The 24,136-nt window shown below is 32.9% G+C and carries 19 protein-coding genes; 11 read left to right on the top strand and 8 right to left on the bottom strand.

The annotated features are described in order from the left end of the window. Window positions 1-18: 18 nt before the first annotated feature. Both OLM52_RS11715 and OLM52_RS11710 read right to left on the bottom strand, forming a co-directional pair. Window positions 19-2,088 carry a M13 family metallopeptidase gene (locus OLM52_RS11715; RefSeq protein ID WP_264548694.1) on the bottom strand — a complete coding sequence of 690 codons (2,070 nt, stop codon included), beginning with the start codon at window positions 2,086-2,088 and terminating at the stop codon, window positions 19-21. A gap of 3 nt (window positions 2,089-2,091) precedes the next feature. Beyond that, window positions 2,092-5,490, bottom strand: coding sequence for a VPS10 domain-containing protein (locus OLM52_RS11710; protein WP_264548693.1), 3,399 nt, complete (start codon window positions 5,488-5,490; stop codon window positions 2,092-2,094). A 126-nt stretch (window positions 5,491-5,616) separates the two neighbouring features. On the opposite strand from OLM52_RS11710, the gene OLM52_RS11705 reads away from it, so the two are divergent. The 5 genes from OLM52_RS11705 to OLM52_RS11685 all read left to right on the top strand — a co-directional run bounded on the left by OLM52_RS11705 (window position 5,617) and on the right by OLM52_RS11685 (window position 12,033). Continuing rightward, entirely contained in the window at window positions 5,617-6,315 is a 699-nt protein-coding gene (locus OLM52_RS11705; protein ID WP_264548692.1) for an SCO family protein, read from the top strand. A gap of 96 nt (window positions 6,316-6,411) precedes the next feature. Next, on the top strand, window positions 6,412-6,642 hold the full coding sequence (locus OLM52_RS11700; RefSeq protein WP_264548691.1) for a FeoA family protein: 231 nt from the start codon (window positions 6,412-6,414) through the stop codon (window positions 6,640-6,642). A gap of 2 nt (window positions 6,643-6,644) precedes the next feature. After that, the gene (gene feoB / locus OLM52_RS11695; protein WP_264548690.1) at window positions 6,645-8,747 is read left to right on the top strand and encodes a ferrous iron transport protein B; all 2,103 of its coding nucleotides are present in this window, start codon (window positions 6,645-6,647) and stop codon (window positions 8,745-8,747) included. A 39-nt stretch (window positions 8,748-8,786) separates the two neighbouring features. Further along, window positions 8,787-9,623, top strand: a complete 837-nt coding sequence (locus tag OLM52_RS11690) for a hypothetical protein (protein WP_264548689.1) — start codon at window positions 8,787-8,789, stop codon at window positions 9,621-9,623. A 184-nt stretch (window positions 9,624-9,807) separates the two neighbouring features. Beyond that, on the top strand, window positions 9,808-12,033 hold the full coding sequence (locus OLM52_RS11685; RefSeq protein WP_264548688.1) for a TonB-dependent receptor family protein: 2,226 nt from the start codon (window positions 9,808-9,810) through the stop codon (window positions 12,031-12,033). 196 nt (window positions 12,034-12,229) lie between these two features. Here OLM52_RS11685 and OLM52_RS11675 read toward each other — a convergent pair whose 3' ends face one another. Both OLM52_RS11675 and OLM52_RS11670 read right to left on the bottom strand, forming a co-directional pair. Further along, on the bottom strand, window positions 12,230-13,048 hold the full coding sequence (locus OLM52_RS11675; protein ID WP_264548686.1) for a ZIP family metal transporter: 819 nt from the start codon (window positions 13,046-13,048) through the stop codon (window positions 12,230-12,232). Window positions 13,049-13,050: 2 nt separating this feature from the next. Further along, window positions 13,051-13,698 (bottom strand): metal-dependent transcriptional regulator, encoded by a 648-nt coding sequence (locus OLM52_RS11670; protein ID WP_264548685.1) that lies wholly within the window; start codon window positions 13,696-13,698, stop codon window positions 13,051-13,053. Between the two features lie 81 nt (window positions 13,699-13,779). Between OLM52_RS11670 and OLM52_RS11665 the strand changes: the two genes are divergently transcribed. The 6 genes from OLM52_RS11665 (at window position 13,780) to OLM52_RS11640 (ending at window position 20,224) form a co-directional block, all read left to right on the top strand. Then, window positions 13,780-16,038 carry a TonB-dependent receptor gene (locus OLM52_RS11665; RefSeq protein ID WP_264548684.1) on the top strand — a complete coding sequence of 753 codons (2,259 nt, stop codon included), beginning with the start codon at window positions 13,780-13,782 and terminating at the stop codon, window positions 16,036-16,038. Next, entirely contained in the window at window positions 16,038-17,177 is a 1,140-nt protein-coding gene (locus tag OLM52_RS11660) for a lycopene cyclase family protein (RefSeq protein WP_264548683.1), read from the top strand. Before OLM52_RS11665 ends, OLM52_RS11660 begins: the two co-directional genes overlap by 1 nt. 102 nt (window positions 17,178-17,279) lie before the next feature. Next, window positions 17,280-17,690: a BrxA/BrxB family bacilliredoxin gene (locus OLM52_RS11655; RefSeq protein ID WP_264548682.1), complete on the top strand. Its 411-nt coding sequence runs from the start codon at window positions 17,280-17,282 to the stop codon at window positions 17,688-17,690. Window positions 17,691-17,777: 87 nt separating this feature from the next. Beyond that, entirely contained in the window at window positions 17,778-18,512 is a 735-nt protein-coding gene (locus tag OLM52_RS11650) for a lysophospholipid acyltransferase family protein (protein ID WP_264548681.1), read from the top strand. Between the two features lie 4 nt (window positions 18,513-18,516). After that, entirely contained in the window at window positions 18,517-19,509 is a 993-nt protein-coding gene (locus OLM52_RS11645) for an acyl-ACP desaturase (protein ID WP_264548680.1), read from the top strand. A 67-nt stretch (window positions 19,510-19,576) separates the two neighbouring features. Continuing rightward, the gene (locus OLM52_RS11640; RefSeq protein ID WP_264548679.1) at window positions 19,577-20,224 is read left to right on the top strand and encodes an HD domain-containing protein; all 648 of its coding nucleotides are present in this window, start codon (window positions 19,577-19,579) and stop codon (window positions 20,222-20,224) included. Here the strand turns inward: OLM52_RS11640 and OLM52_RS11635 are convergent. The 4 genes from OLM52_RS11635 to odhB form a co-directional block, all read right to left on the bottom strand. Beyond that, the gene (locus OLM52_RS11635; protein ID WP_264548678.1) at window positions 20,221-21,036 is read right to left on the bottom strand and encodes a LytTR family DNA-binding domain-containing protein; all 816 of its coding nucleotides are present in this window, start codon (window positions 21,034-21,036) and stop codon (window positions 20,221-20,223) included. The two genes, OLM52_RS11640 and OLM52_RS11635, sit on opposite strands and share 4 nt — an antisense overlap. A 73-nt stretch (window positions 21,037-21,109) precedes the next feature. After that, on the bottom strand, window positions 21,110-21,865 hold the full coding sequence (locus OLM52_RS11630) for a hypothetical protein (RefSeq protein WP_264548677.1): 756 nt from the start codon (window positions 21,863-21,865) through the stop codon (window positions 21,110-21,112). A gap of 108 nt (window positions 21,866-21,973) precedes the next feature. Further along, entirely contained in the window at window positions 21,974-22,807 is an 834-nt protein-coding gene (locus tag OLM52_RS11625; protein WP_264550546.1) for an enoyl-CoA hydratase/isomerase family protein, read from the bottom strand. 65 nt (window positions 22,808-22,872) lie between these two features. Then, window positions 22,873-24,090, bottom strand: coding sequence for a 2-oxoglutarate dehydrogenase complex dihydrolipoyllysine-residue succinyltransferase (gene odhB, locus OLM52_RS11620; RefSeq protein WP_264548676.1), 1,218 nt, complete (start codon window positions 24,088-24,090; stop codon window positions 22,873-22,875). Between the last annotated feature and the right edge of the window lie 46 nt (window positions 24,091-24,136).

Below are 24,136 nucleotides of genomic sequence, written 5' to 3'. Positions count from 1 at the left end.
TTTGTTTTTTGAATTTGATTACCAAATTTTCACGCGTTTATCTGGTGCAACATACATACCGTTATTTTGTTGAATGTTGAATGCCTTATAAAACGCTTCCACATTTTGTAACGGCACATACGCACGATACATTCCTGGTGAATGTGGGTCAGTTTTTACTTGATTTTTAATCGCTTCATCACGCATTTTACTTCTCCAAATGGTTGCCCAAGAAATAAAGAAACGTTGTTCTGGTGTGAATCCGTCGATTAAACCTGGGTTTCCGTTTGCTTTCAAATAGATTTGTAATCCGTCGTAAGCAGCATTAACTCCACCTAAATCTCCGATGTTTTCTCCTAAAGTGAATTTTCCATCCACAAAAATTCCAGGCAATGGTTCTAATGCTGAATATTGATCTGCTAAAGCACTTCCTAATGTAGTAAATTGCTCTAAATCTTTATCACTCCACCAGTTTACTAAATTCCCATCCGCATTATATCGTGAACCTGAATCGTCAAATCCGTGTGAAATTTCGTGACCAATTACAGCGCCAATTCCTCCATAATTTACGGCTTCATCCGCTTTGTAATCATAAAATGGTGGCTGTAAAATCGCCGCTGGAAATACAATTTCGTTGTTAGTTGGACTAAAATACGCATTTACCGTTTGTGGTGACATTCCCCATTCTTCTTTGTCAACTGGTTTGCCTAGTTTTTCAATATTCTGTTTGTGACTCCAACGTGCATATAATCTTGAATTTTCAAAATATGTTCCTCCCTTTTCTGGACCTACAATTGTTAATTTTGAATAATCTTTCCATTTATCAGGATAACCAATTTTAACGCGGAATTTATTCAATTTAATCTTAGCATTTTCCTTAGTTTCTTTTGTCATCCAAGGTAAATTGTTGATTCTATTATCAAAAGCCAACATCACATTTGCAATCATAGCTTGTGCTTTTGCTTTTGCTTCTGGTGGGAATTTTTTAGCTACATACAATTTTCCTAACGCTTCGCCTAATCTTCCGTTAACTGTTGCTAAGGCTCTTTCTTCCGCTGGACGTTGTTTTACAGCTCCAGTTAATGTTTTTCCGTAGAAGTCAAAATTAGCATTTTCGATTTCCGTTGAAAGTAATCCTGACGAACCTCTTAATGCTGTCCAACGCATGTATGCCTTCCAATCTTCTATTTGATTTTCTTTCAAAATAGTTTCAACCGCTTGCAAATATTTTGGTTGCGAAACTACTAAAGAATCAACTTTACCAATTCCCACATTTTGAAAATACGCATCCCATTTAACTGTTGGAGCTAACTTTTGTAAATCAGAAAAACTCATTGGATTGTAGGTTTTTCTTCTATCTCTACGTTCAACTCGGTCTAAAGTTGCGGTAGACATTTTAGTTTCTAAAGCTAGTATTTTCTTCGCATTTGCATTTGCTGTGGCTTCAGATTCACCTAAATACTGTAACATTCTTGTTACGTGAGCCACATATTTTTCTCGCTTTTCTTTGTTATCTGGTGCATCAGAAACATAATAATCTCTATCTGGTAAACCAAGACTTCCCGTTCCTACATAAATTACATTTCTATTGCTATTTTTTGCATCAGCACCGATATAACTTCCAAAGAAACCTAATCCCATTTCTGGTTCCATTTCGGCTAATAGAGCGACTAATTGATCTGCGTTTTGAACACTATTAATTTTAGCTAAATAAGGTTTTAACGGGTCGATTCCTGCTTTATTTCTGCTAACTGTATCTAAAACCGTTTTGTATAAGCTAATTGCTTTTGCTTGATCAGAATTTGGATCGATGGTTTTGTCGTTGATGGCTTCTTTCAAAATGGCCATTACATCGTCATCGGTATTTTTGCGAAGTTCATCAAAACTTCCCCAACGTGTTCGATCGGCTGGAATTTCAGTTTTATCTAGCCAAGTTCCGTTTACATAACGGTTGAAATCATCGGCTGGATTTGTAGATTTATCCATGAAGGCAACGTTGATTCCAACCGACTCTTTTTTTGGTGCTACTTCTTGCGATGATTTACAAGAATATAATGCTACTGACAAAAAAAGGAAGCCGAAACTTCCTTTTAAGATGAATTTATTCATAATTTATTCTTTAATGATTCTTTTTACGGTTGATTGATTTTCAGCAGTAATTTTTACAAAATAAATTCCTGTTGCTGCATTAGATAAATCAATAGAAGTTTCAATATTTGACGATTGAATAGCTGATTTCGATAAAATAACTTTACCGGTTAAATCATAAACATCGATTGCGGTTGGTTGAATATTTCCAAGAGAAATATTAAAAATTCCTTTCGATGGATTTGGGTAAACCACAATATTATTCATTTCAAAATTTTGATTTGAAAGTGTACCGCTTATTACAAAATCATCAACATTTACACCTCTTAAATTTTCAGCTTCATCTGAATGGAATACAATTCTAAAAATGATATTTGTTTCCGTATTTAATGCATTTAATGGGTATGAGTAAGTTGTTAAACTTGCGTTAGTTCCCGTCCATTGTGCTCCAGGGCAGTTGTAACAATCGTTTCCAGCTGTTGCTTGAGTTCGATCACTATTATACCAGTTGGGTCCCATTTGTCCTAAAACACTCCAGTTAGCACCAAAATCTGTTGAATATTCTACGTAAACGATATCCCAGTTTAGCTCTAAATCATATTTCATTGCAAAACTAATTTGTGGATTAGTTACATTTGAAAGATTATAACATTGTGATACTAAATATGATTTTATATTGTCTGGATAATTTCCAGTCAAATTAGTTGTGTAAACCGTATTTCCTGAAGATGTCATGATACCAGAAGTTCTTATTCCTCTAACCCATTGTGAACCTGATCCTCCATCATTATATGAAATCAAAGCATTTGCAGGAGTTGTAAATGGATTCACAACACCAACCGTTCCTGGATCATTAACATAAAAAGATATTGTTCCGCTATTATTGTCAGAGTAGGCATCATTTGTTATTGTTGAAGTAACATTTAAATTGTGTACACCACGAGATAAAGAAGCCGCTGGTAAAGCAACCGTTGCATTCGCATTTGAAGCTATTGAACCATTCCAAACATAATTAAAAGGCGTACCATCTATTGTATAATTAAAAGTTACTGCTGTAATAGCATTCGTTCCCGTATTTTTTACTTCAACTTGAGGCGTAATCGTTGCACCACAATTGATGTCAATTCCAGGGCTTTGAATACTAACAAATTTTACGTCATCGGTTGGTATTTGTACAGGAATATCTGTTTGCCAAATTCCTCTTCCATAAGTTGCAGCTACTAATTTAGCATCTTCTAAGTTTACTTCTAAATCGGTAACAGAAACATTTGGTAGGTTAATATCAAATGGTTGCCAAGAAGTCATAGAATCATCTCTATAAAAAACGCCTAAATCAGTACCTAGATATAATGGATTGTCGGTATTTCTTCCTTGATGAACAATTATATTTTTACCTATACTTGGCAATCCTGTTGAGAAATTAGTAAATGTTGTTCCTCCATTTGTCGATTTTAAAACTTGACCTCCTACACCAGAAGTAGTTAAATAAACAATACTACTATCAGAAGAATGAACCTCAATAGAGGTAATAGCGCTTGAAGCACTGTATACATTGGTAAATGTAACCCCTAAATCAGTACTTTTATATAAACCCGAACCATTTGCAACATACATAGTATTGTCATTTGATGGATCAACACTAATTAATTCTATATTTCCTGAGCCAATTGGCGTTGTATTTTGCTGCACCCATGCTCCAGAAACTAATTTAAATAAGTTATTGTAGCCTGCAAACAAATCTCCCGCTGAATTAGCTGTAAGAGGCGTTACCCAGTTACCTTCTACTCCTGGTGAAGCAACAGAACCACTCGTGCCATTTCCAGCATTGTTACTGATATACATACTTCCACCAAATTGAATAAAACCGTAATATTGGTTTGGATTATTGGGATTAATTGCCGTGTCCATTCCATCTGCGCCATAGTAATTTTTCCACTGCCCACCACTGTAAGCATGTCCTCCATTATCTTGTAAACCACCTACCATGTTGGCTGCTGATTGTTTTGAAACCGCAATTTTATAAAATTGACTAATTTGAACGCCTGCCGTTAAATCTGTAAAGTTTGTTCCACCGTTACTTGATACATAAATTCCTCCATCACTTCCACAAAAAAGTCTATTTCCATGAAATCCCAAGTAATGAATGTCGGCATGTGTATAAGAAGGTGCCGAAGGAGAACTCCAATTGTTCATTTTTGTAACACTTACCCCACCATCAGTAGATTTCCACACATTTAAACATCCTGTGTAAATTTCATCTGCATTTGTTGTTGAAACAGCTAAAGCTAAATCATACCATGCTTGAGGTGATTCAAATACATCACCTATCACAGAGGTTTCATTTGAAGAAGTTTTTGTCCAATTCGTTCCACCATTTGTAGAGCGATAAATTCCTTGCATATCACCACTTCCATTTGCACTTAATATGTAAATATAATTTGCATCTGCAGGTGTTACATCCAACAAAAGTCTACTTGAATTTGCTGGCAATCCTGTATTAATTTGTGTAAAACTGTTTCCTTCATTTGTTGATTTATAAAATCTATTATTAGAAACTGCATAAACAGTTGAAGGATCACTTGGTTTTAATCTTATATTCCCTTGCGCAAAATCTCCTGTTTGAACTTGAGTCCATGAAATTCCTGCATTTGTCGTTTTATAGATACCATTATTTGTTGCACACCATAAAATTTGATTGTTAGTTGGATGAATTAAAATATCCCCTGCACGAGATGGATTTGAACCTCCCATAGTACCTGTAGGATTCCAAGTTAAACCACCATCTGTTGATTTGTATACTCCTACTGAATAAGAATCGCCTGCATCTTTATCTCCAGTTGCGATATAAATTACATTTGAATTGGAATAGTCAACCGCAATTCCTGAAACTCCAATTTGAGGTAACTCGTCAGTAAGAGGAGTCCATGTAGTGCCATTATCTATAGACTTCCATATACCACCTGCAGGTGCTCCTAAATAAATCGTATTTGGATTCGATGGATCAACATGAACAATATTAACCCTACCTTGACCCGAAGACCAAGAGCCTGTATTTGTATGTGTAAATGGACCAATAGGTTGCCAATTACTTACTGGAAGTGACATTGTTGCACTTCGGTTTGTTTTTGACTGATTTTTTTGGCGCCATGCATCCCAAAACTCATCTGAAGATACAATGTAACCCTGTTCGTTAGTGTAATTTCTCCAATGGTATTCCCAACGCATAAAAGGCTTGAAGCCAGAACCTCTAACGTTTTTATCTCTTGTTGACCAATAATGGTTGAATGCCTCAACTTGTTCGTCTATCGTAGCCTGACCTTGTTTTGCCGTTTTTACTTCACTCATCCAAGGGGCCGATGTATTAAATTGTGAAAATCCTATAAAGGAACACAATAAGCTAATAATCAGGTAATTTTTAATCATTTTTTTAGTAGATTTATGGTAAATTTTCACAAATATAATAAAGATTATCAAGTAATTACAAATTTAACATTTGTGTAATTCAGTAAAAAAATGAAATAAACACTATTTTTGTAAAAAAATTTAAAAATGTTGCATTATCTCAAATCCTACAAAACATTTATAATTGTCTTTTTAATTCTTTCTTTGGGGATTTTCTTTGGTATTTATGCCCTACAAACGCCAGAAAAAATGTTACCCATATATTCTCCAAGAGATATTAATCCAGAATTAGTAGATTCTACAGTACAACATATTGGCAATGACCACAAAATAGCCGATTTTGCTTTTACCAATCAAAACGGAAAATTAATCACACAAAAAGACTATGAAAACACAATTTATGTAGCCGATTTCTTTTTTACAACTTGTCCTACTATATGTCCTAAAATGACTGATAATATGGTTTGGCTACAAAATCAATTAGAAAAATATCCCAACGTAAAATTATTATCTTTTTCTGTGACTCCAGATATTGATACCCCACAAATTTTAAAAAAATATGCTGTTGAAAAAGGCGTTGATGATACGCGTTGGAATTTGGTAACTGGTGATAAATCAGCCATTTATTATTTAGCCCGAAAATCCTATTTGGCAGTAAAAACAGGTAAACCTGAGGAAATGTATGATATGGTTCATACCGAGAATTTTATTTTGGTTGACAAAAACAAACGCATTCGTGGTTTTTATGATGGCACTAATTTAGACCAACCTTCAGAAGATGATACAACCAAAAATATGCAGCAATTGCTAGCTGACATTATTTGGCTTTCTGAAAACCAAAAATAATTTTTAATGTAACTAATTGTATTAAAGTTGATAATTATCAGCTGTACTACAATAATAATTTTTACTTTTGTATTTTAATTCAATCTAAATAAGAAAATGGACATTCATTCGTCGGATCTCAAAATAGGACAAACAGCCACAATAACAGCTGTTAATTTAGACGAAATTCCTCTAAAGTTATTAGAGATGGGTTGTTTGCCGGGCAATAAAATCACATTGCTTCAAGTAGCACCTCTTGGCGATCCATTATATTTTAATGTAAACGATTCTCATGTGGCAATTCGTTTAGAAACAGCCAGAGAAATTAGTATTACAAAAGACCTTTAACAATGAGTTCAAATCTTATAAAAGTTGCTTTAATTGGAAACCCAAATGTGGGTAAAACCTCTGTTTTTAATGAACTTACAGGTTTAAATCAACAAGTAGGTAACTATCCTGGAATTACGGTTGAAAAAAAACAAGGCGTTTGCAAATTATCCGACTCAGTTAAAGCTAAAATTATAGATTTACCTGGAACATATAGCTTAAATGCAAGTTCAATTGACGAAAATGTAGTGATTGAATTACTGTTGAACAAAAATGATGAAGATTTTCCAGATGTTGCCGTTGTGGTTACTGAAGTAGAAAATTTAAAGCGAAATTTACTTCTTTTTACTCAAATTAAAGATTTAGAAATTCCGACCATTTTAGTTATCAATATGGCCGACAGAATGCAACTAAAAGGAATTGAATTAGACATTCCCCTTTTAGAAAAAGAACTAAAAACTAAAATTGCATTAATTAGTTCTAGAAAAAAAACAGGAATCGACGCGTTAAAAGCATTAATTTTAAACTTCCAAAATTTATCAACCGAACCGTGTTTACATGCGTCTTCGATTGATCCAGATTATTTTAATAATTTAAGACGCGCATTTCCCAACCAATTGTTATATAAACTTTGGTTAGTTATTACGCAAGATGTCAATTTCTTAAATTTAGAACGGAACGAAATCAAAAGTTCGTTTACCAAATCGCACGCAGATTTAAAACGTTTACAACAAAAGGAAACCATAAAAAGGTACCAATTTATTAATGATACGCTAAAAATTGGTCAAAAAATAGATGTTTCAAAAGCTTCAGATATTCGAGCAAAAATAGATCGAGTTTTAACACATAAAATTTTTGGGTATGTAATTTTCTTCGGAATTTTAATGCTTATTTTTCAGTTTTTATTTGATTGGAGTAGCATCCCAATGGATTTTATTGATGAATCATTTGCTAATTTTAGTTCACTTGCTAAACAACATCTTCCCGCTGGAGAATTTACAAATTTAATTAGTGAAGGATTAATTCCCGGTATTGGTGGTATTGTAATTTTTATTCCACAAATTGCGTTTCTATTCCTCTTTATTTCTGTGTTAGAAGAAAGTGGCTACATGAGTCGTGTAGTGTTTTTGATGGACAAAATAATGCGAAAATTTGGTTTATCAGGAAAAAGTATTGTGCCTTTAATTTCAGGAACTGCATGTGCTATTCCAGCAATTATGAGTGCACGAAATATTGAAAACTGGAAAGAACGTTTAATTACCATTTTAGTCACACCTTTTACCACATGTTCTGCAAGATTACCTGTTTATGCCATTTTAATCTCCTTAATTATTCCCGAAAAAAGAATTTTTGGCTTTTTAAGTTTACAAGGATTAACACTTATGGCATTGTATTTATTAGGTTTTGGTATGGCAATTTTTTCTGCCTATTTGCTTAATAAATATTTGAAGCTAAGTTGCAAATCTTATTTCGTAGTAGAAATGCCAAGTTATAAAATTCCAATGTTTAAAAATGTTGGGATAAACGTTTTAGAAAAAACCAAAGCTTTTGTTACAGGTGCCGGAAAAATCATTTTAGCTTTATCGGTAATTTTGTGGTATTTGGGTTCACATGGTTTGAGTGATGATTTTAATAATGCAACGCAAATTATTACCCAACAAAATAAAAATAAAACCATTACAACAGAAGCGTTTGAAGACCAAGTAAACTCATTCAAATTAGAAAATTCGTATATTGGTTATATGGGAAAAGCCATTGAACCGGTGATTCGTCCATTAGGTTATGATTGGAAAATAGGAATTGCTGTGGTAAGTTCTTTCGCTGCACGTGAAGTTTTTGTGGGAACATTAGCAACAATTTATAGTGTAGGAAGCCACAGCGAAGAAGAAAGTACAATTAAAAATAAAATGGCAGCCGAAGTGCATCCTATAACTGGAAATAAAATTTTTAATTTCGCAACCGGAATTTCATTATTACTGTTTTATGCTTTTGCGATGCAATGCATTTCTACATTAGCTATTGTAAAAAAAGAAACAAACTCATGGAAATGGCCCATAATTCAGTTGGTTTTTATGAGTGGATTTGCTTACATAACTGCGTTAATTGCTTATCAAGTTTTAAAATAAAAAGGCACAATTTTTGATTCTAAAAAATAAAAAAATGTGATGAAAAAATCGTTTCTTGTAATTTTACTTGGCTTTACAATACACACTTCTTATTCGCAAAAAATTGATAAATCAAAAAACGAATTAAAATCAGGGAATACTTCCTCAAGTTCATCTTCCAATGGCGGCACAACAAATACTTCTAATTCAGGCAGAAGCTCATCAAATAACGATGATTTTGGACTTGTAGGCTTGATTGCAGAAGGGTTTTTATATGTGACTTTTTATTCAACAATTGGCGATTACAGGAATGAAAATCATTTGTACAATTCACTTTCAAAATATCCGTATGCTGATGGTGATTCTGGAAACTTTCAAAGCAATAACGACAGCATAAACTATGGAAATCTGATGCGTTTGGATGTTGAAAATCATTTTCTTTACAGCAGTAATACTTCATTTGGAAATCATTTAAAAGTAAAGTTTAGACCTTTTCAGTACTTTTATCTGCAAGCAGATTATAAAGAGTTAATTGAAAAAAATGCCTTTACAGAGCGTTTTTCAAATCTTTCACTGTTTCAATTTAACGTATCATATGATAGAATACGTTTCAAAAAATTCAATTTAGGCTGGACATTAGGAGCTACTTATGTGGGAAATGATGTTCAAAAAGCTGGCTTTTCTTATGGTTTGCATACTGACGTTTTTGCGTTTAAAAACATTAGTTTTAATAGTGCAATACTATGGAGTAAAATAAATGGCTTACCCGTAAATTCATTTGAGATTAGAGGGAAATACCATAAAAAGAACTACTTTTTTGCTTTAGGTTATGAACATTTAAAAATTGCGACTCCTAATTATAATTATATCACTGTTGGAACAGGGATTTATTTCTAAAAAAAGAACTTATTTTTTCATCTTTTTCATCTTTTTTTTAAAATAAAATAGAAAAAACATAAACTTTTTCATAAAAAATAAGATTCTCAACAATTCTACAAAACTGCAGAAAAAACTTTATTTATAATTTGTCTAAATAAACTTTAGTAATTATTTTTGCTCCGTAGAATTAATCTAAATAAAAATGAAAATAGTTGTTACCCAAATTGCGCTATCATTATCGTTATGCTCTTTTGCACAAGAAGAACCTAAAACCACTGCAGCTGATTCTGTTAAAACTTTAAAAGAAGTTGTTGTTTCTGCGAATCAAATTATCGGAAGTAAATTTGAGGCAGCTAATAAAACAGGTTCGGCATCCTATATTTCTGCTGAAGATTTACAAAAATTCAATTACACCGATATCAATCGCGTACTACGCTCTGTAAATGGTGTTAATGTATATGAGGAAGACGGGTTTGGATTGCGCCCAAACATCAGTTTAAGAGGAACATCACCAGACAGAAGTGCAAAAATCACATTAATGGAAGATAATGTTCTAATAGCGCCTGCACCCTATAGTGCTCCTGCGGCTTATTATGTTCCATCGGTTGGAAGAATGAATGCCGTTGAAATTTTAAAAGGAAGTAGCCAAATTCAATACGGTCCATTTACCACAGGAGGAACGATTAACTTTGTTTCGGCACCAATTCCATCTAAATTTAGTGCTGGATTTTTGACCGATTATGGAAGTTTTAATACCAGTAGAACTATCGCAAATGTTGGAATTGCAAATGAAACTTTTGGAGCAGTTGTTCAGTTTTTAAATTACAATTCAGATGGATTTAAAGAGTTGCCAAACGGAGCAAATACAGGTTTTGACAAAAATGATGTAATGGCAAAATTCAAAATACAATCAAAACGAACTAGCAAAATTTATAATGCGCTAGAGTTTAAAATGGTGTATGCTGATGAAGATGCAAACGAAACTTACTTAGGTTTAACGGAAGAAGATTTCAAAACATCTCCTTTCAAACGCTATGCAGGTTCACAAAAAGATAATATTACTACAAAAAATAATCAATTTTCAATTACGCATACTTTAAAAACCAATAATTACTTTAGCATCACCACTACCGCTTATCGCAATAAATTTGCTAGAAATTGGTATAAATTAAACGATGTTAGATTTGGCGGAACTACGTATGCGATTGATGCAATTTTGGAAGACCCAACAACAAATGCATTAGCTTTTGATTATCTTACAGGTGCGCAAAACTCTCCAAATAATGCTTTAAGAGTTAGAGCTAATAATAGAGGTTATCTAGCACAAGGCGTACAAACCAAATTAGATTTTCATTTTTTAACAGGCAATATCTACCACGATTTAGAAATAGGAATTAGATATCACAAAGACAGTGAAGATCGTTTTCAATGGAATGATAGCTATGCAATGATTGATGGATCTATGGTTTTAACCACTGCTGGAACACCAGGAACACAAGACAATAGAATTGCATATGCTAAAGCCTTAGCCGCTCATGCTTTGTATAAAATTAAATACAATAATTTAACCATTACACCTGGAATTCGTTTTGAAACCATTGATTTAAGAAATGAAAACTATGGAACAAATGATGTGAATAGAACAGGAATAAACTTAGTTACAAACGACAATCACCTAAAAATTTGGTTGCCTGGCGTAGGTGCAAATTATAAAATTGACAACAATTTATCATTTTTTGGTGGTGTTCATAAAGGGTTTGCGCCTCCTACAAATACGCCTGGAACACAAGCAGAAAAAAGTGTAAACTATGAAATAGGATCACGTTTCAAACACAATAAATTATCGGGAGAAATTGTAGCTTATTTTAATGATTATTCAAATTTATTAGGAAGTGATTTAGCTGCAAGTGGCGGCACGGGTACATTAGATCAATTCAATGCTGGCGAAGCACATGTTAGAGGAATTGAACTGTTGTTAAATTATCAAATCTTAAAAGAAGACGGAAAATTCAAGTTACCTGTATCTTTTGGTTACACATTAACAGATACCGAATTTGTAAATGAATTTGCAAGTACAGATGGAATTTGGGGAACTATAGCTGAAGGAGATGAAATTCCATACATTTCTAAACACCAGTTTAATGCTTCTATTGCTTTAGAACATTCAAAATTTGAGTTGGTTTTAGCAGCTCGTTTTAATGGTGAATTTAGAACTATTGCGGGTCAAGGTTCAATCCCAAATGAGTTTTCAGTACCAAACAATACTGTGGTTGATTTTGCTTCTAAATATAAATTCAATAAAAATTTCAGCCTAACAGGAAACATAAATAATCTTTTTGATACCACATATTTGGTTTCAAGAGTTCCTGCAGGTTTGAGACCAGGAATGCCCTTTAGTGCTTCGGTTGGTATTGCAGCACAATTTTAATAAAAGTTAGTTTAAAGTTAATTAAAAAGCAATCTCAATAATATTGAGATTGCTTTTCTTATTTTTGTACTATGGATATACAACAAATATTAGTTTACATTTCATTGGCAATAGCCGTAGGATTTTTGGTTAAAAAATTCTTTTGGAAAAAACGCGTTAAGAAATCAAAACCTTGTGGCGACGATTGTGCATGTCATTAACCCAAAGCTACATCTAAAACCATCATTACAATAAATCCTCCGATAAAACCTAAGGTGGCAATATCGGTATTTTTATCTTGTTGGGTTTCTGGAATTACTTCTTCAACTACCACAAAAATCATCGCTCCAGCTGCAAAAGCTAAAGCATAAGGCAAAATTGGCGTAAAAAAAGTTACAGCAACCGCACCAATAACCCCAAAAATAGGTTCTACAATTGCAGACGATTGTCCGTACATGAAACTTTTTCTTCTGCTCATTCCCATTCTTCGTAAGGGCATAGAAACGGCTATTCCTTCAGGAAAATTTTGAATTCCAATTCCGATAGCTAACGTAACGGCACCTGCAATAGATGCTTCCGGAATTCCAGCGGCAACACCACCAAACAAAACACCAACTGCTAATCCTTCTGGAATATTGTGCAACGTTATAGCTAAAACCAAAAGCGTAGTACGTTGCCATGGTGATTTAATTCCTTCGGTTTCTTTAAAATTAATGTGCATGTGAGGCAACACTTTATCTAATCCGAAAATAAAAATAGCACCTAATAAAAATCCTATAGCAGCAGGAATTACTTTTACAAATCCAGCACCACCACTCATTTCTATAGCTGGCGCCAACAAACTCCAAAAACTTGCTGCTACCATTACACCGCCAGTGAAACCAAGCATTCCGTCTAAAACAACGCGGTTCATACTCTTAAAAAAGAACACAAACGAAGCACCAAATGCCGTTAGACCCCAAGTAAATGTGGTTGCTAAAAAAGCCGCCAAAATTGGGTCAATACTTTCAAAAAAATGAATAATTGAATCAAACATAATTATTGTACATATAAGTTATTAGCAATTTTATTCGAAATAGTCAATCGTTTTCCATCAATTTCAACCGTTAATGTATCATCAAAATCTTCTTTGTCAATTACTTTTACAACCGAACCTAAAGCTATTTTTTGTTTGTCTAAATATTTTAAAAAATCGGTAGAGGAATCTTTTACACCTACACAATGAAATGATGCATTAATTTCAACTTCCGACAAGAGTTGTTTTTCTATTTTCTTAATTATTCCGTTTTCATCTGGAATTGGATCACCGTGCGGGTCTGCTATTGGAAAACCTAAAAAGGCATCTAATTTATTTATCAGTTGTTCGGACTTGATGTGTTCTAATTCTTCTGCAATTTCATGCACTTCATCCCACGAAAACCCTAATTTATCTACCAAAAAAACTTCCCACAAACGGTGTTTTCTTACAATCATTTTTGCCGAATGCAACCCTTTTTCAGTTAAAGTTACGCCTTGATATTTTAAATAACTTACCAAATCTTTATCCGAAAGTTTCTTCATCATATCCGTAACAGATGATGCTTTTGTCTCTAACATTCCTGCAATAGCATTAGTATTAACGCCTTTTGGAGAAACCAACGATAAATGGTAAATAACTTTAATATAATTTTCTTCAGAAATGGTCATAAACAATTCTTTTTTACAAATATATATTCTTTTTTTAGATTACTAAATATTTTATTTTTAGTTTTGTCTAAATTTATTTTTATGAAACTACAAATATTTATTTCTATATCGCTTTTGTTTGGGATTTTTTCTTTCTCTCAAAACACGATAAAGGGAACAATTTCTGCAAACAACGAACCTTTATCTTTTGTAAATGTATACCTGAAAGAACTAAAAAAAGGTGCTGAAACAAATGAAAAGGGGATTTATGAATTTACAAATGTTCCTAATGGTTCCTATACAATTATTGCATCCTATGTTGGGTTTAAACCCGAAAGAAAAAAAATAACTATTTTAAATGAGCCAAATTTAACTCTGAATTTTAATTTGATGGAAGATGCAAATGTTTTAAACGATGTTGTGGTTTCGGGGACACTAAAACCTGTTTCTCGAATGGAAACCCCAGTTCCTGTAGAAGTATACACAACAGCCTTTTTGAAAAAAAATCCAACATCAAATGTTTTTGAAGCCTTGCAAAATGTAAATGGCGTTCGACCTCAACTCAATTGCAATATTTGCAACACAGGCGACATTCACATCAATGGATTAGAAGGTCCATATACTATGGTTACCATTGACGGAATGCCAATTGTAAGTTCGCTTTCAACCGTTTATGGTTTATCTGGAATTCCCAATTCGTTGATTGATCGAATTGAAATCATAAAAGGGCCAGCCTCAAGTTTATATGGAAGTGAAGCGGTTGGAGGTTTAATCAACATCATTACCAAAAAACCTTTGAATGCCCCTTTGTTTTCTGCTGATATTTTTTCGACTTCATGGTTAGAAACCAATGTGGATTTAGGATTTAAAAGTAACATTAGTAAAAAAGCAGTTACTTTAGTCGGCATCAATTATTACACTTACAACCAACCAATCGATAATAACAACGATAATTTCACTGATGTAACCTTGCAAGAACGAATTTCTATCTTCAACAAATGGAACTTTGACCGAAAAAGCAATAAAGAGTTCACCATCGCTGGGCGGTTATTTTATGAAGACCGTTGGGGTGGCGAAATGCAATGGAATAAAACCCATCGTGGTGGCTCTGAAGTGTATGGCGAAAGCATTTATACCAAACGAGTGGAGCTTTTGAGCAAATATCAATTACCCACCACAGAGGATATGTATTTGTCGTTTTCAGCAACAGCTCACGATCAAAATTCGGTCTATGGAAATACGATTTACTTGGCAAATCAAAAAATCGCTTTTGGACAATATACATGGGATAAAAAGGCAGAAAATCATAATTTACTATTAGGAGCGGCTTTTCGTTACCAATATTACAACGACAATACGACTGCTACTATTTCGGCAGAAAAAACAAAAATTTACAGTATTTTCATTCAAGATGAAATAAAACTAGCGCCTAAGCATACGATTTTATTAGGTGCTCGCTACGATTACAACAACAATCATGGTAACATATTTACACCGAGAATAGCCTACAAATGGAATCCAACAGAAAATGATGTATTCCGAATTAATGCAGGAACTGGATTTAGAATTGTAAATCTATTTACTGAAGAACATGCCGCTTTAACAGGCTCAAGAGATGTTGTAATTACAGAAGATTTAAAACCAGAAACTTCATATAACATCAATTTTAACTATTTGAAGAAAATTAGATTTGAAAACGGTACTTTTTTAGGATTTGAAACCTCGGCTTGGTACACCTATTTTAACAACCAAATTATTCCAGATTATGATACAAATCCAAATCAAATTATTTATTCAAACTTAAATGGATATGCACAAACCATAGGAATTAGTAGCAATATCGATTTAGTAACACCTTTCGGATTAAAAGCAATTGTTGGTTTAACAATTATGGAACCAAAAAATGTGCAAAACGGAGTGAGTTCAACACCAGTTTTAACAGAAAAATACAGCGCCAATTGGGCTATAACTTACGATATTCCAAAATGGTTTTTATCCATCGATTACACCGGAAATGCATACGGACCAATGCGATTGCCATTATTAAGCGACCTAGATCCAAGAAGCGAGTATTCAAACCTATGGAGTTTGCAGAACATTCAATTTACTTATAAAAAATTTCGTAATTTTGAACTTTATGGCGGCGTAAAAAATATTTTAAATTGGACACCTAACAAAGGAACTCCGTTTTTAATTGCAAGAGCAAATGATCCATTTGATGAAGATGTAACATATGACACTAACGGAAATGTTCTAGCAACTCCAAACAATCCATATGCTTTAACTTTTGATCCGAGTTATGTGTATGCGCCCAACCAAGGAATTAGAGGTTTTTTAGGAATTCGATATACTATTTTTTAATGCAACATTATCACTATATTTTCACTGGGTCAGGTTTATCGGCTTTAATGACCGTTTATGAATTGCTTCTATCTGGAAAATTTGATGATAAATCCATTTTGCTAATTGATGAAAATACTAAAAAAGCAAACGATAGAACATGGTGCTTTTGGGACGAAGATAATTTATTTGATGAAATTGTCTCAAAAAAATGGAATCAAGCCATTTTTGCCAATGAAAAATATAATCGGGTTTTAGAACTAACGCCTTATCAATACAAAAAAATCAATGGATTAGATTTTTACGAATTGATTTTTAAGAAGATTTCAAAATATAAAAACATCCATTTTCTAAATCAAAAAGTTGTTGATTTTACAGAATTAGGCAATCATTGCATCGTAAAAACCAAAGAAGAAACTTTCACTTGCAATAAAATTTTCAATTCGATTTACCATCCTGAAGTTGTTACAGCACAAACCAAATTCCCGTTAATTCAACAACATTTTGTGGGTTGGTTTATTAAGAGTAATGAAGACGTTTTTACGCCAAACTGCGCAACTTTTATGGATTTTTCAGTGGAACAAAAAGGTAATACAAGATTTATGTACGTTTTACCAACATCAAAAACTGAAGCGTTATTAGAATATACGTTGTTTTCAAAAGATTTACTTTTAAAAGAGGAATATGAGTCTGAAATCAAAAAATACATTGAAAATTTAGGCATAACCGAGTATGAAATCATCGAAAAAGAACAAGGAACTATTCCAATGACGTGTTATCCTTTTTGGAAACACAATACTAAAAACGTTATCAATATTGGTTCGGCAGGCGGTTGGACAAAAGCTAGTACGGGTTATACTTTTAAAAGCGCATCCAAAAAATCAAAGTCGTTAGTTCAATTTCTAAAATCAGAATCCGACTTTTCGAAGTTTCATAAAAAAGATAAATTTTGGTTCTATGATTTGTTGTTACTGGACATTTTAAGTTCAAAAAACGAGTTAGGTTCCAAAATATTTTCATCGATGTTTAAAACTGGAAACTCGACTGTGATTTTTAAATTTTTGGATGAAGAAACTACTATTTGGGAAGATTTACAAGTCATTTGGAAATGTCCAAAAATGATATTTGTGAAGGCGCTAATTGGTAGAATTTTAAAATAAGAGTAAACTATCAAATCATAACAAATCTTTATGAATTGGTTTTCTATAACAAGCAAAAAACTTTGTAACTTTGCAACTCGTTAACTTATAACAATACAAATTATGTATCCAGAAGAAATGGTAAAACCAATGCGTGCTGAATTAACAGAAGCTGGTTTTCAAGAATTATATAGCGCAGAAGCAGTAGAAAATGCTTTAAAAAACGAAGGAACAACATTAGTAGTCATCAACTCGGTTTGTGGTTGTGCTGCAAGAAATGCACGTCCGGGAGCAAAAATGAGTTTAGATGGTACTAAAAAACCTTCGCAGTTAGTAACTGTTTTTGCAGGTGTTGATAGAGAAGCTGTTGATGCAGCTCGTCAACACATGTTTCCTTTTCCTCCATCATCGCCGTGTATGGCTTTATTTAAAGATGGTGAATTGGTACACATGTTAGAACGCCATCATATCGAAGGTCGTCCGGCAGAATTAATTGCTGAGAATTTAAAAGACGCTTACAACGAGTATTGCTAATATACTATGCTGGCATACAATAAAAACCACCAAAACATTGGTGGTTTTTTATTTTAAACCTTACTTTTGTGCAAATTCAATTCAAAAATGGAAAAAATAGTATCCTATCCACTTTCAATAGTGTATTACTTCTTTTTTTTACTTTGGTTAGTAATCTTTCATCCTATCCAATGGATTTGTTTCAATCTCTTTGGATATAATGCCCATCGTTTGAGTGTAGCTTACCTGAATTGGTTTTTAGTTCGTACTACTCATATTTTAGGCGCTTCATATCATATTAAAGGAATGGAAAACGTTCCAGAAAACAAACCTTTAATCATCGTTGCCAATCACCAAAGTTTACACGATATCACAACTATTATTTGGTTTTTACGAAAAGTACATCCAAAGTTTATTAGTAAAATTGAACTCGGTAAAGGAATTCCGAGTGTTTCTTATAACTTACGTCATGGTGGTTCGGCTTTAATTGACCGAAAAGATCCAAAACAAGCGTTGCCTGAAATTAAAAAGGTAGCCGAATTAGTAAACAACAATAATTATTCTGTGGTAATTTTTCCTGAAGGAACACGAAGCAAAACAGGAACACCTAAACCTTTCGCAGTGAATGGATTAAAAATGTTATATAAGTTTGCTCCAGATGCTTACTTCTTGCCTATTACGATAAATAACTCATGGAAAATGACTAAATTTGGACATTTCCCATTAGGTCTTGGTGTGAAATTAGATTTTACCATTCACAAACCAATGAAGATTTCAGAACATAAGTTTGAAGAAATTTTTGAATACACAGAAAAAACAATAACAGAACACATCAAAATATAACCCCATGTCAACACACAATGTACGATTAGAAGTAATGCAATTTTTAGAAAAAAAAATTGACACTTTTGTGGATGAATTTTTAATTCCTGTGGAGAAAATTTGGCAACCAACCGATTTATTACCAAATTCTCAAAACGAAACTTTTTTTGAAGAAGTAAGAGAACTTCGAGAAATTGCTAAAGATTTACCTTATGACTTTTGGGTAACTTTAGTGGGTGACACCATTACAGAAGAAGCATTGCCAACATATGAATCATGGTTAATGGAAGTTGAAGGTGTAAACCAAGATGGTGTAGGAAACGGTTGGAGCAAATGGATTCGTCAATGGACAGGTGAAGAAAATCGTCATGGTGATTTGTTAAACAAATATTTATATCTTTCTGGAAGAGTAAATATGCGAGAAGTAGAAATAACCACACAACATTTAATCAACGATGGTTTTGATATTGGAACTAGTAACGATCCCTATAAAAACTTTGTTTACACCAGTTTTCAAGAATTAGCAACCTATGTTTCGCACAATAGAGTGGCTTTGATTGCAAAAAAATATGGGGATAAAAAATTACATAAAATTTGCAACATGATTGCAGGAGACGAAATGCGTCACCACTTAGCATATAGCGAATTTGTGAATCAAATTTTTAAAGTTGATCCAAGCGAAATGATGTTGGCTTTCCAACACATGATGAAGCACAAAATTGTAATGCCTGCACATTTTTTAAGAGAATCTGGGCAAAAAATAAGCACTGCTTTTGAACAATTTTCTGATTCAGCACAACGAATTGGTGTGTATACAGCGGCTGATTATGTTGATATTATGCAAAAATTAATTGATAAATGGGAAATTGATAAAATTTCTGGATTATCTGATGAAGCTGAAAAAGCAAGAGACTATTTAATGAAATTACCAGCAAGAATGATTAAAATTTCGGAACGATTAGTCATTCCTGAAACTGGTCATGTTTTCAAATGGGTAGAACCTGCTTTAGCAAGATAAACATATTAAATTCAAAAAATAAATTCCAATTTTACATAAAATTGGAATTTTTTATACCCCCCAAAAAATGACAATAATAGACAATACAATTCTTTTTGTAAAACAGCAATTAGAAAACGCAGAAGGTGGTCACGATTGGTTTCACATTGAACGGGTTTACAAAAACGCATTGTTGATTGCTCGAGAAGAAGAAGATTGTGATATATTAGTTATTAAATTAGGTGGTTTATTACACGATATTGCCGATTCAAAATTTCATGGTGGAGATGAATCGATTGGTCCAAAAACGGCTAGAACTTTTTTGGAATCACAAAATGTAAAAGAAGAAATCATTTTACATGTAATAGCTATTATTGAAAACATTTCATTTAAAGGCGGAAATTTCGAAAAGAAATTCAATTCTAAAGAGTTAGAAATTGTGCAAGATGCTGATCGATTGGATGCGCTTGGTGCAATAGGAATTGCCCGTACGTTTAATTATGGAGGCTTTAAAAATCGGGCTTTATACAATCCAAATATTCAGCCTAATATGAGTATGAATAAGGAAGCGTACAAAAACAGCGAATCACCAACCTTAAATCACTTTTACGAGAAACTATTACTACTAAAAGATAAAATGAATACCGAAACGGGTAAAAAAATTGCACAAAAACGTCATGATTTCATGATTACTTTTTTAGCACAATTTTATGCTGAATGGGATGGTGAAGTTTAGTTAATCAATAAAACCTCTTTTAAAGATTCAACTACAGATTTTGATACAGGAATCAATTCATCAATAAATTTAATTTTCACTAAAACTTTTCTCTTTCGTGTTTCTAAATTTATAATCTTACTTACATTTACTATGTATGAGCGATGTATTTTTAACATCTGATCTGTGGATTGAATTTGCTCCGAAATTAAAGAAAAACTATTTCTAATAATATCCTTTTCTATTTGTTTTTCATGATTTAAATAATGGACCAACACATAATTTCCAAGTGCTTCTATCATTACTAAATCTTCTATTTCTAATTTAATTTTTTCATGTTTATTTTTTCCAACCAAAACAATCTTTTGATTATCAATATTTTGAATGTTATTTTTACTTTTTTTCTTATAAAAAACATAAAAGTCTAAAAATTTAATCGCTCCAAAATTAACATTCCCAATAAAGATTAAATAGTAATATAATCGGCCATCATAAACATAAGAATCTATAAAATTTTCATCAATATAATTAATGTAAATTGAATTAAAAATTAGAATATATAAAAGCACAAAAGTTAAAATAAATAATAGTGCTACAATATCTTTACCAAAAGTCCAATTATTTGGATCTTTATACTTTTTAAAAATGAAATGAAATGTTAAATATGAAATACCTGCAATTAGCGAATAGGCAGTAATAAAATGCATTATCCAAACTTTAGGGCGATTTGGATTGTCAAAAGCTTCAAAATGTAATAAAACAAACGTTATTAAAACTATAGTTAATGCAGTTATTATAGGCTTTGAATAGGAAAATTCAATTGACGTTTTCATTTGTTTTTAGTTATGGATACAAAAAGCTAAATGCATCTAAAGAAAAACATGTAGCCGTTTTTAATGGTAAAATTTATCTTATTCTTTTAACAACAAGACTTGAAGTTCCGATTGAATCAAAATTTATAATTGTTGAATCTCCGTCGCGGTATGATCTAAATCGAAGAATATCATTTTCATTCAAAACCAAATATTGAGTAAAATGAATTGATAATTGACCATTACTTCCACTATCTTCAGGAGCAATACCTCTAATTTTCTCACCTACATCTACACCATTAACATTTAATCGCATATTTAAATAAACCTCAATATCACTTGATCTTAAAGAAAAATTTCCTGTAATCTCATACAATCCTGCTTCAGAAATTCTTAAATCAGTATTGTTAATTTTTTGAAATAACGTTGATTCTTCGTTCCAATCTACTGTATTAAAAATATCGATGTATACCCCTCCAACTGTTGAAAAGTTTACTGAAGTTGAATTATTTCTGAATTTAATTGTTTTATTGATTTTTGTGTCTGCAATTGCTCTCCATTCAAAACCATCCCAATAATAAAATCCTGGAACAACATTATTTGGAAAAACCCCATTAGTTGCGGTGTTATAAATTAGAGTTCCTGCGGGTGGAGTTGCACTTACGGGCGCAATAACATTTCTGGAAGTTAAAGCAATTCTAGGAATTAAAACACCAGAATTTGTACTTTCTACTTTAAATTGTACTCCGTTTTCTATAACAGTAGTACCAATAGCTACTTGAGATATGGCTCGAGAATTTATAAGTAAAGTACATAATAAAAGAAGAGAGGTAGAGAGTAATTTTTTCATTTAAAATGTATTTCAAACAAAAATACTATACATTGAAAAAAAAATTCACGTTACAAGTATTTTTATACGAAAACCTACAATTTTTACACGAAAAAGTAGGTTTTCTGTTTATTTGAGGGCCAAAACTTTAAAAATTAATGTATAATTTTCATGATGTAATTTATTTCCCCGGAAAAATTGCTTTTCTTTTTCTAAGAAAGCTGAAGTTCCTTCTTTAAAATCTTCGGTACCAAAAGAAAGACCAAAGTTTTTAATTTCTACTTCATAACCGTTCGTTCCGTCTTCAAAATTGGCATTAATTGCTTCAATTGCTTTGGCAATAGCAACACTTGAATTGTTTGCGATTTTTGAAGCAATTCCTTTTGTGAAATCTAATAACTCTTCTTGTACAACAACATGATTCACTAAACCATAATTTTTAGCCGTTTCTGCATCAATCATTCCTGCTGTCATGATTAGTTCCATAGCACGACCTTTTCCAACTAATTGCGCTAAACGTTGAGTGCCACCATAACCTGGAATTACTCCTAATGTCACTTCTGGTAATCCCATTTTTGCATTTGTAGAAGCTACTCTAAAATGACAAGCCATTGCTAATTCTAATCCACCACCTAAGGCAAATCCATTAACTGCAGCGATGACAGGAGTACTTAAATTTTGTACAAAATCAAATAATAATTCTTGTCCTTGTGCCGCTAATTTTTCGCCTTCTTCAACTGAAAAATTTGCAAATTCTGAAATGTCTGCACCAGCAACAAAGGCTTTTTCTCCACTTCCAGTAATAAGTATGGCTTTCACCAATTTATCTTCGTTTAACGCCTTAAAGCCATCATGTAATTCTTGGATTGTAGCTTTATTTAATGCGTTTAATTTTGTGGGTCTATTAATGGTAATAACCGCAATATTGTCTTGTTTTTCAATTAAAATATTTTCCATTTTTATTTTTTTAAAGAAATAATCCCAAACTCAATATGAATTTGGGATTATTTTATTTGCATGAATTTTGACTATAATTCTAACGCTTTTTTCACATTACCGCCCATTAATAATTCTGCTGGGTTTTCTAATGCTTCTTTTACCGCTACTAAAAATCCAACTGACTCACGTCCGTCAATGATTCTGTGGTCGTATGATAACGCAACGTACATAACAGGAGCGATTACGATTTGACCATTTTTAACGATAGCTCTTTCTACCACATTGTGCATTCCTAAAATACCTGATTGTGGCGGATTGATAATTGGTGTAGATAACATACTTCCAAAAACACCACCATTAGAAATTGTGAATGTTCCCCCTGTCATTTCATCAACTGTAATTTGTCCATCACGAGCTCTAATAGCCAATCTTTTGATTTCTGCTTCAACACCTCTGAAAGATAATGTTTCAGCATTTCTCATTACAGGAACCATTAATCCTTTTGGACCAGAAACCGCTACTGAAATATCACAGAAGTCGTAAGAAATTTTCTCTTGACCATCAATCATCGAATTTACATCTGGATACAATTGTAACGCGCGGGTTACTGCTTTTGTAAAGAACGACATGAAACCTAATCCTAAACCATGTTTTGCTTTGAACTCTTCTTTGTATTGATCACGTAAAGCGTAAATAGCCGTCATGTCAACTTCATTGAAAGTAGTTAACATTGCTGTTTCGTTTTTAGCCGAAACTAAACGCTCAGCGACTTTTCTACGTAACATAGAAAGTTTTGTTCTTTCCGAACCACGATTCCCACCTGTTGGTGTTCCCATTGATGGTACTGCATTTACTGCATCGTCTTTAGTGATTCTTCCACCTTTACCTGTTCCAACAATTGCAGAAGGCTCGATGTTTTTTTCGTCTAATATTTTTCTTGCTGCTGGAGATGGCGCTTGCGTTGCATATGTTTTTTCTGCTACTGGAGCAGTTTTTGGAGCTTCGGCTTTTGGAGCTTCAACTGGTTTTGCTTCTTCTTTAGCTGGAGCTGCACCACCTTCTGGTTTTGCTGCACCTGTATCGATTAAACAAACCACAGCACCAACTGCTACTGCATCACCTTCTTCTGCTTTTAATGTAATAATCCCGCTTGCTTCAGCCGGCAATTCTAATGTTGCTTTATCTGAATCAACCTCAGCAATAGCTTGGTCTTTTTCTACATAATCACCATCTTTTACTAACCATGTAGCAATTTCTACTTCTTTAATTGATTCCCCTGGAGAAGGGACTTTCATTTCTAAAATCATGTTTTTTAGTTTAAAAGTTTAAAATAAGTTTAAAAGTTTAAAAGTT

It is taken from the genome of Flavobacterium sp. N2820 (assembly GCF_025947285.1).
Classification (GTDB): domain Bacteria; phylum Bacteroidota; class Bacteroidia; order Flavobacteriales; family Flavobacteriaceae; genus Flavobacterium.
Note: the sequence above shows the minus strand (reverse complement) of the source record. Positions and strands in the feature narration are given on the sequence as shown.

Excerpts from the sequence above, each read along its gene's own strand:
- OLM52_RS11660 (WP_264548683.1), top strand. The coding sequence starts at position 16,038 with ATGCAACATTATCACTATATTTTCACTGGGTCAGGTTTATCGGCTTTA.
- OLM52_RS11650 (WP_264548681.1), top strand. The coding sequence starts at position 17,778 with ATGGAAAAAATAGTATCCTATCCACTTTCAATAGTGTATTACTTCTTT.
- OLM52_RS11690 (WP_264548689.1), top strand. The coding sequence starts at position 8,787 with ATGAAAAAATCGTTTCTTGTAATTTTACTTGGCTTTACAATACACACT.
- OLM52_RS11715 (WP_264548694.1), bottom strand. The coding sequence starts at position 2,088 with ATGAATAAATTCATCTTAAAAGGAAGTTTCGGCTTCCTTTTTTTGTCA.
- odhB (WP_264548676.1), bottom strand. The coding sequence starts at position 24,090 with ATGATTTTAGAAATGAAAGTCCCTTCTCCAGGGGAATCAATTAAAGAA.
- OLM52_RS11700 (WP_264548691.1), top strand. The coding sequence starts at position 6,412 with ATGGACATTCATTCGTCGGATCTCAAAATAGGACAAACAGCCACAATA.
- OLM52_RS11665 (WP_264548684.1), top strand. The coding sequence starts at position 13,780 with ATGAAACTACAAATATTTATTTCTATATCGCTTTTGTTTGGGATTTTT.
- OLM52_RS11675 (WP_264548686.1), bottom strand. The coding sequence starts at position 13,048 with ATGTTTGATTCAATTATTCATTTTTTTGAAAGTATTGACCCAATTTTG.
- OLM52_RS11630 (WP_264548677.1), bottom strand. The coding sequence starts at position 21,865 with ATGAAAAAATTACTCTCTACCTCTCTTCTTTTATTATGTACTTTACTT.
- OLM52_RS11705 (WP_264548692.1), top strand. The coding sequence starts at position 5,617 with ATGTTGCATTATCTCAAATCCTACAAAACATTTATAATTGTCTTTTTA.
- OLM52_RS11635 (WP_264548678.1), bottom strand. The coding sequence starts at position 21,036 with ATGAAAACGTCAATTGAATTTTCCTATTCAAAGCCTATAATAACTGCA.
- OLM52_RS11685 (WP_264548688.1), top strand. The coding sequence starts at position 9,808 with ATGAAAATAGTTGTTACCCAAATTGCGCTATCATTATCGTTATGCTCT.
- OLM52_RS11655 (WP_264548682.1), top strand. The coding sequence starts at position 17,280 with ATGTATCCAGAAGAAATGGTAAAACCAATGCGTGCTGAATTAACAGAA.
- OLM52_RS11670 (WP_264548685.1), bottom strand. The coding sequence starts at position 13,698 with ATGACCATTTCTGAAGAAAATTATATTAAAGTTATTTACCATTTATCG.
- feoB (WP_264548690.1), top strand. The coding sequence starts at position 6,645 with ATGAGTTCAAATCTTATAAAAGTTGCTTTAATTGGAAACCCAAATGTG.
- OLM52_RS11710 (WP_264548693.1), bottom strand. The coding sequence starts at position 5,490 with ATGATTAAAAATTACCTGATTATTAGCTTATTGTGTTCCTTTATAGGA.
- OLM52_RS11645 (WP_264548680.1), top strand. The coding sequence starts at position 18,517 with ATGTCAACACACAATGTACGATTAGAAGTAATGCAATTTTTAGAAAAA.
- OLM52_RS11640 (WP_264548679.1), top strand. The coding sequence starts at position 19,577 with ATGACAATAATAGACAATACAATTCTTTTTGTAAAACAGCAATTAGAA.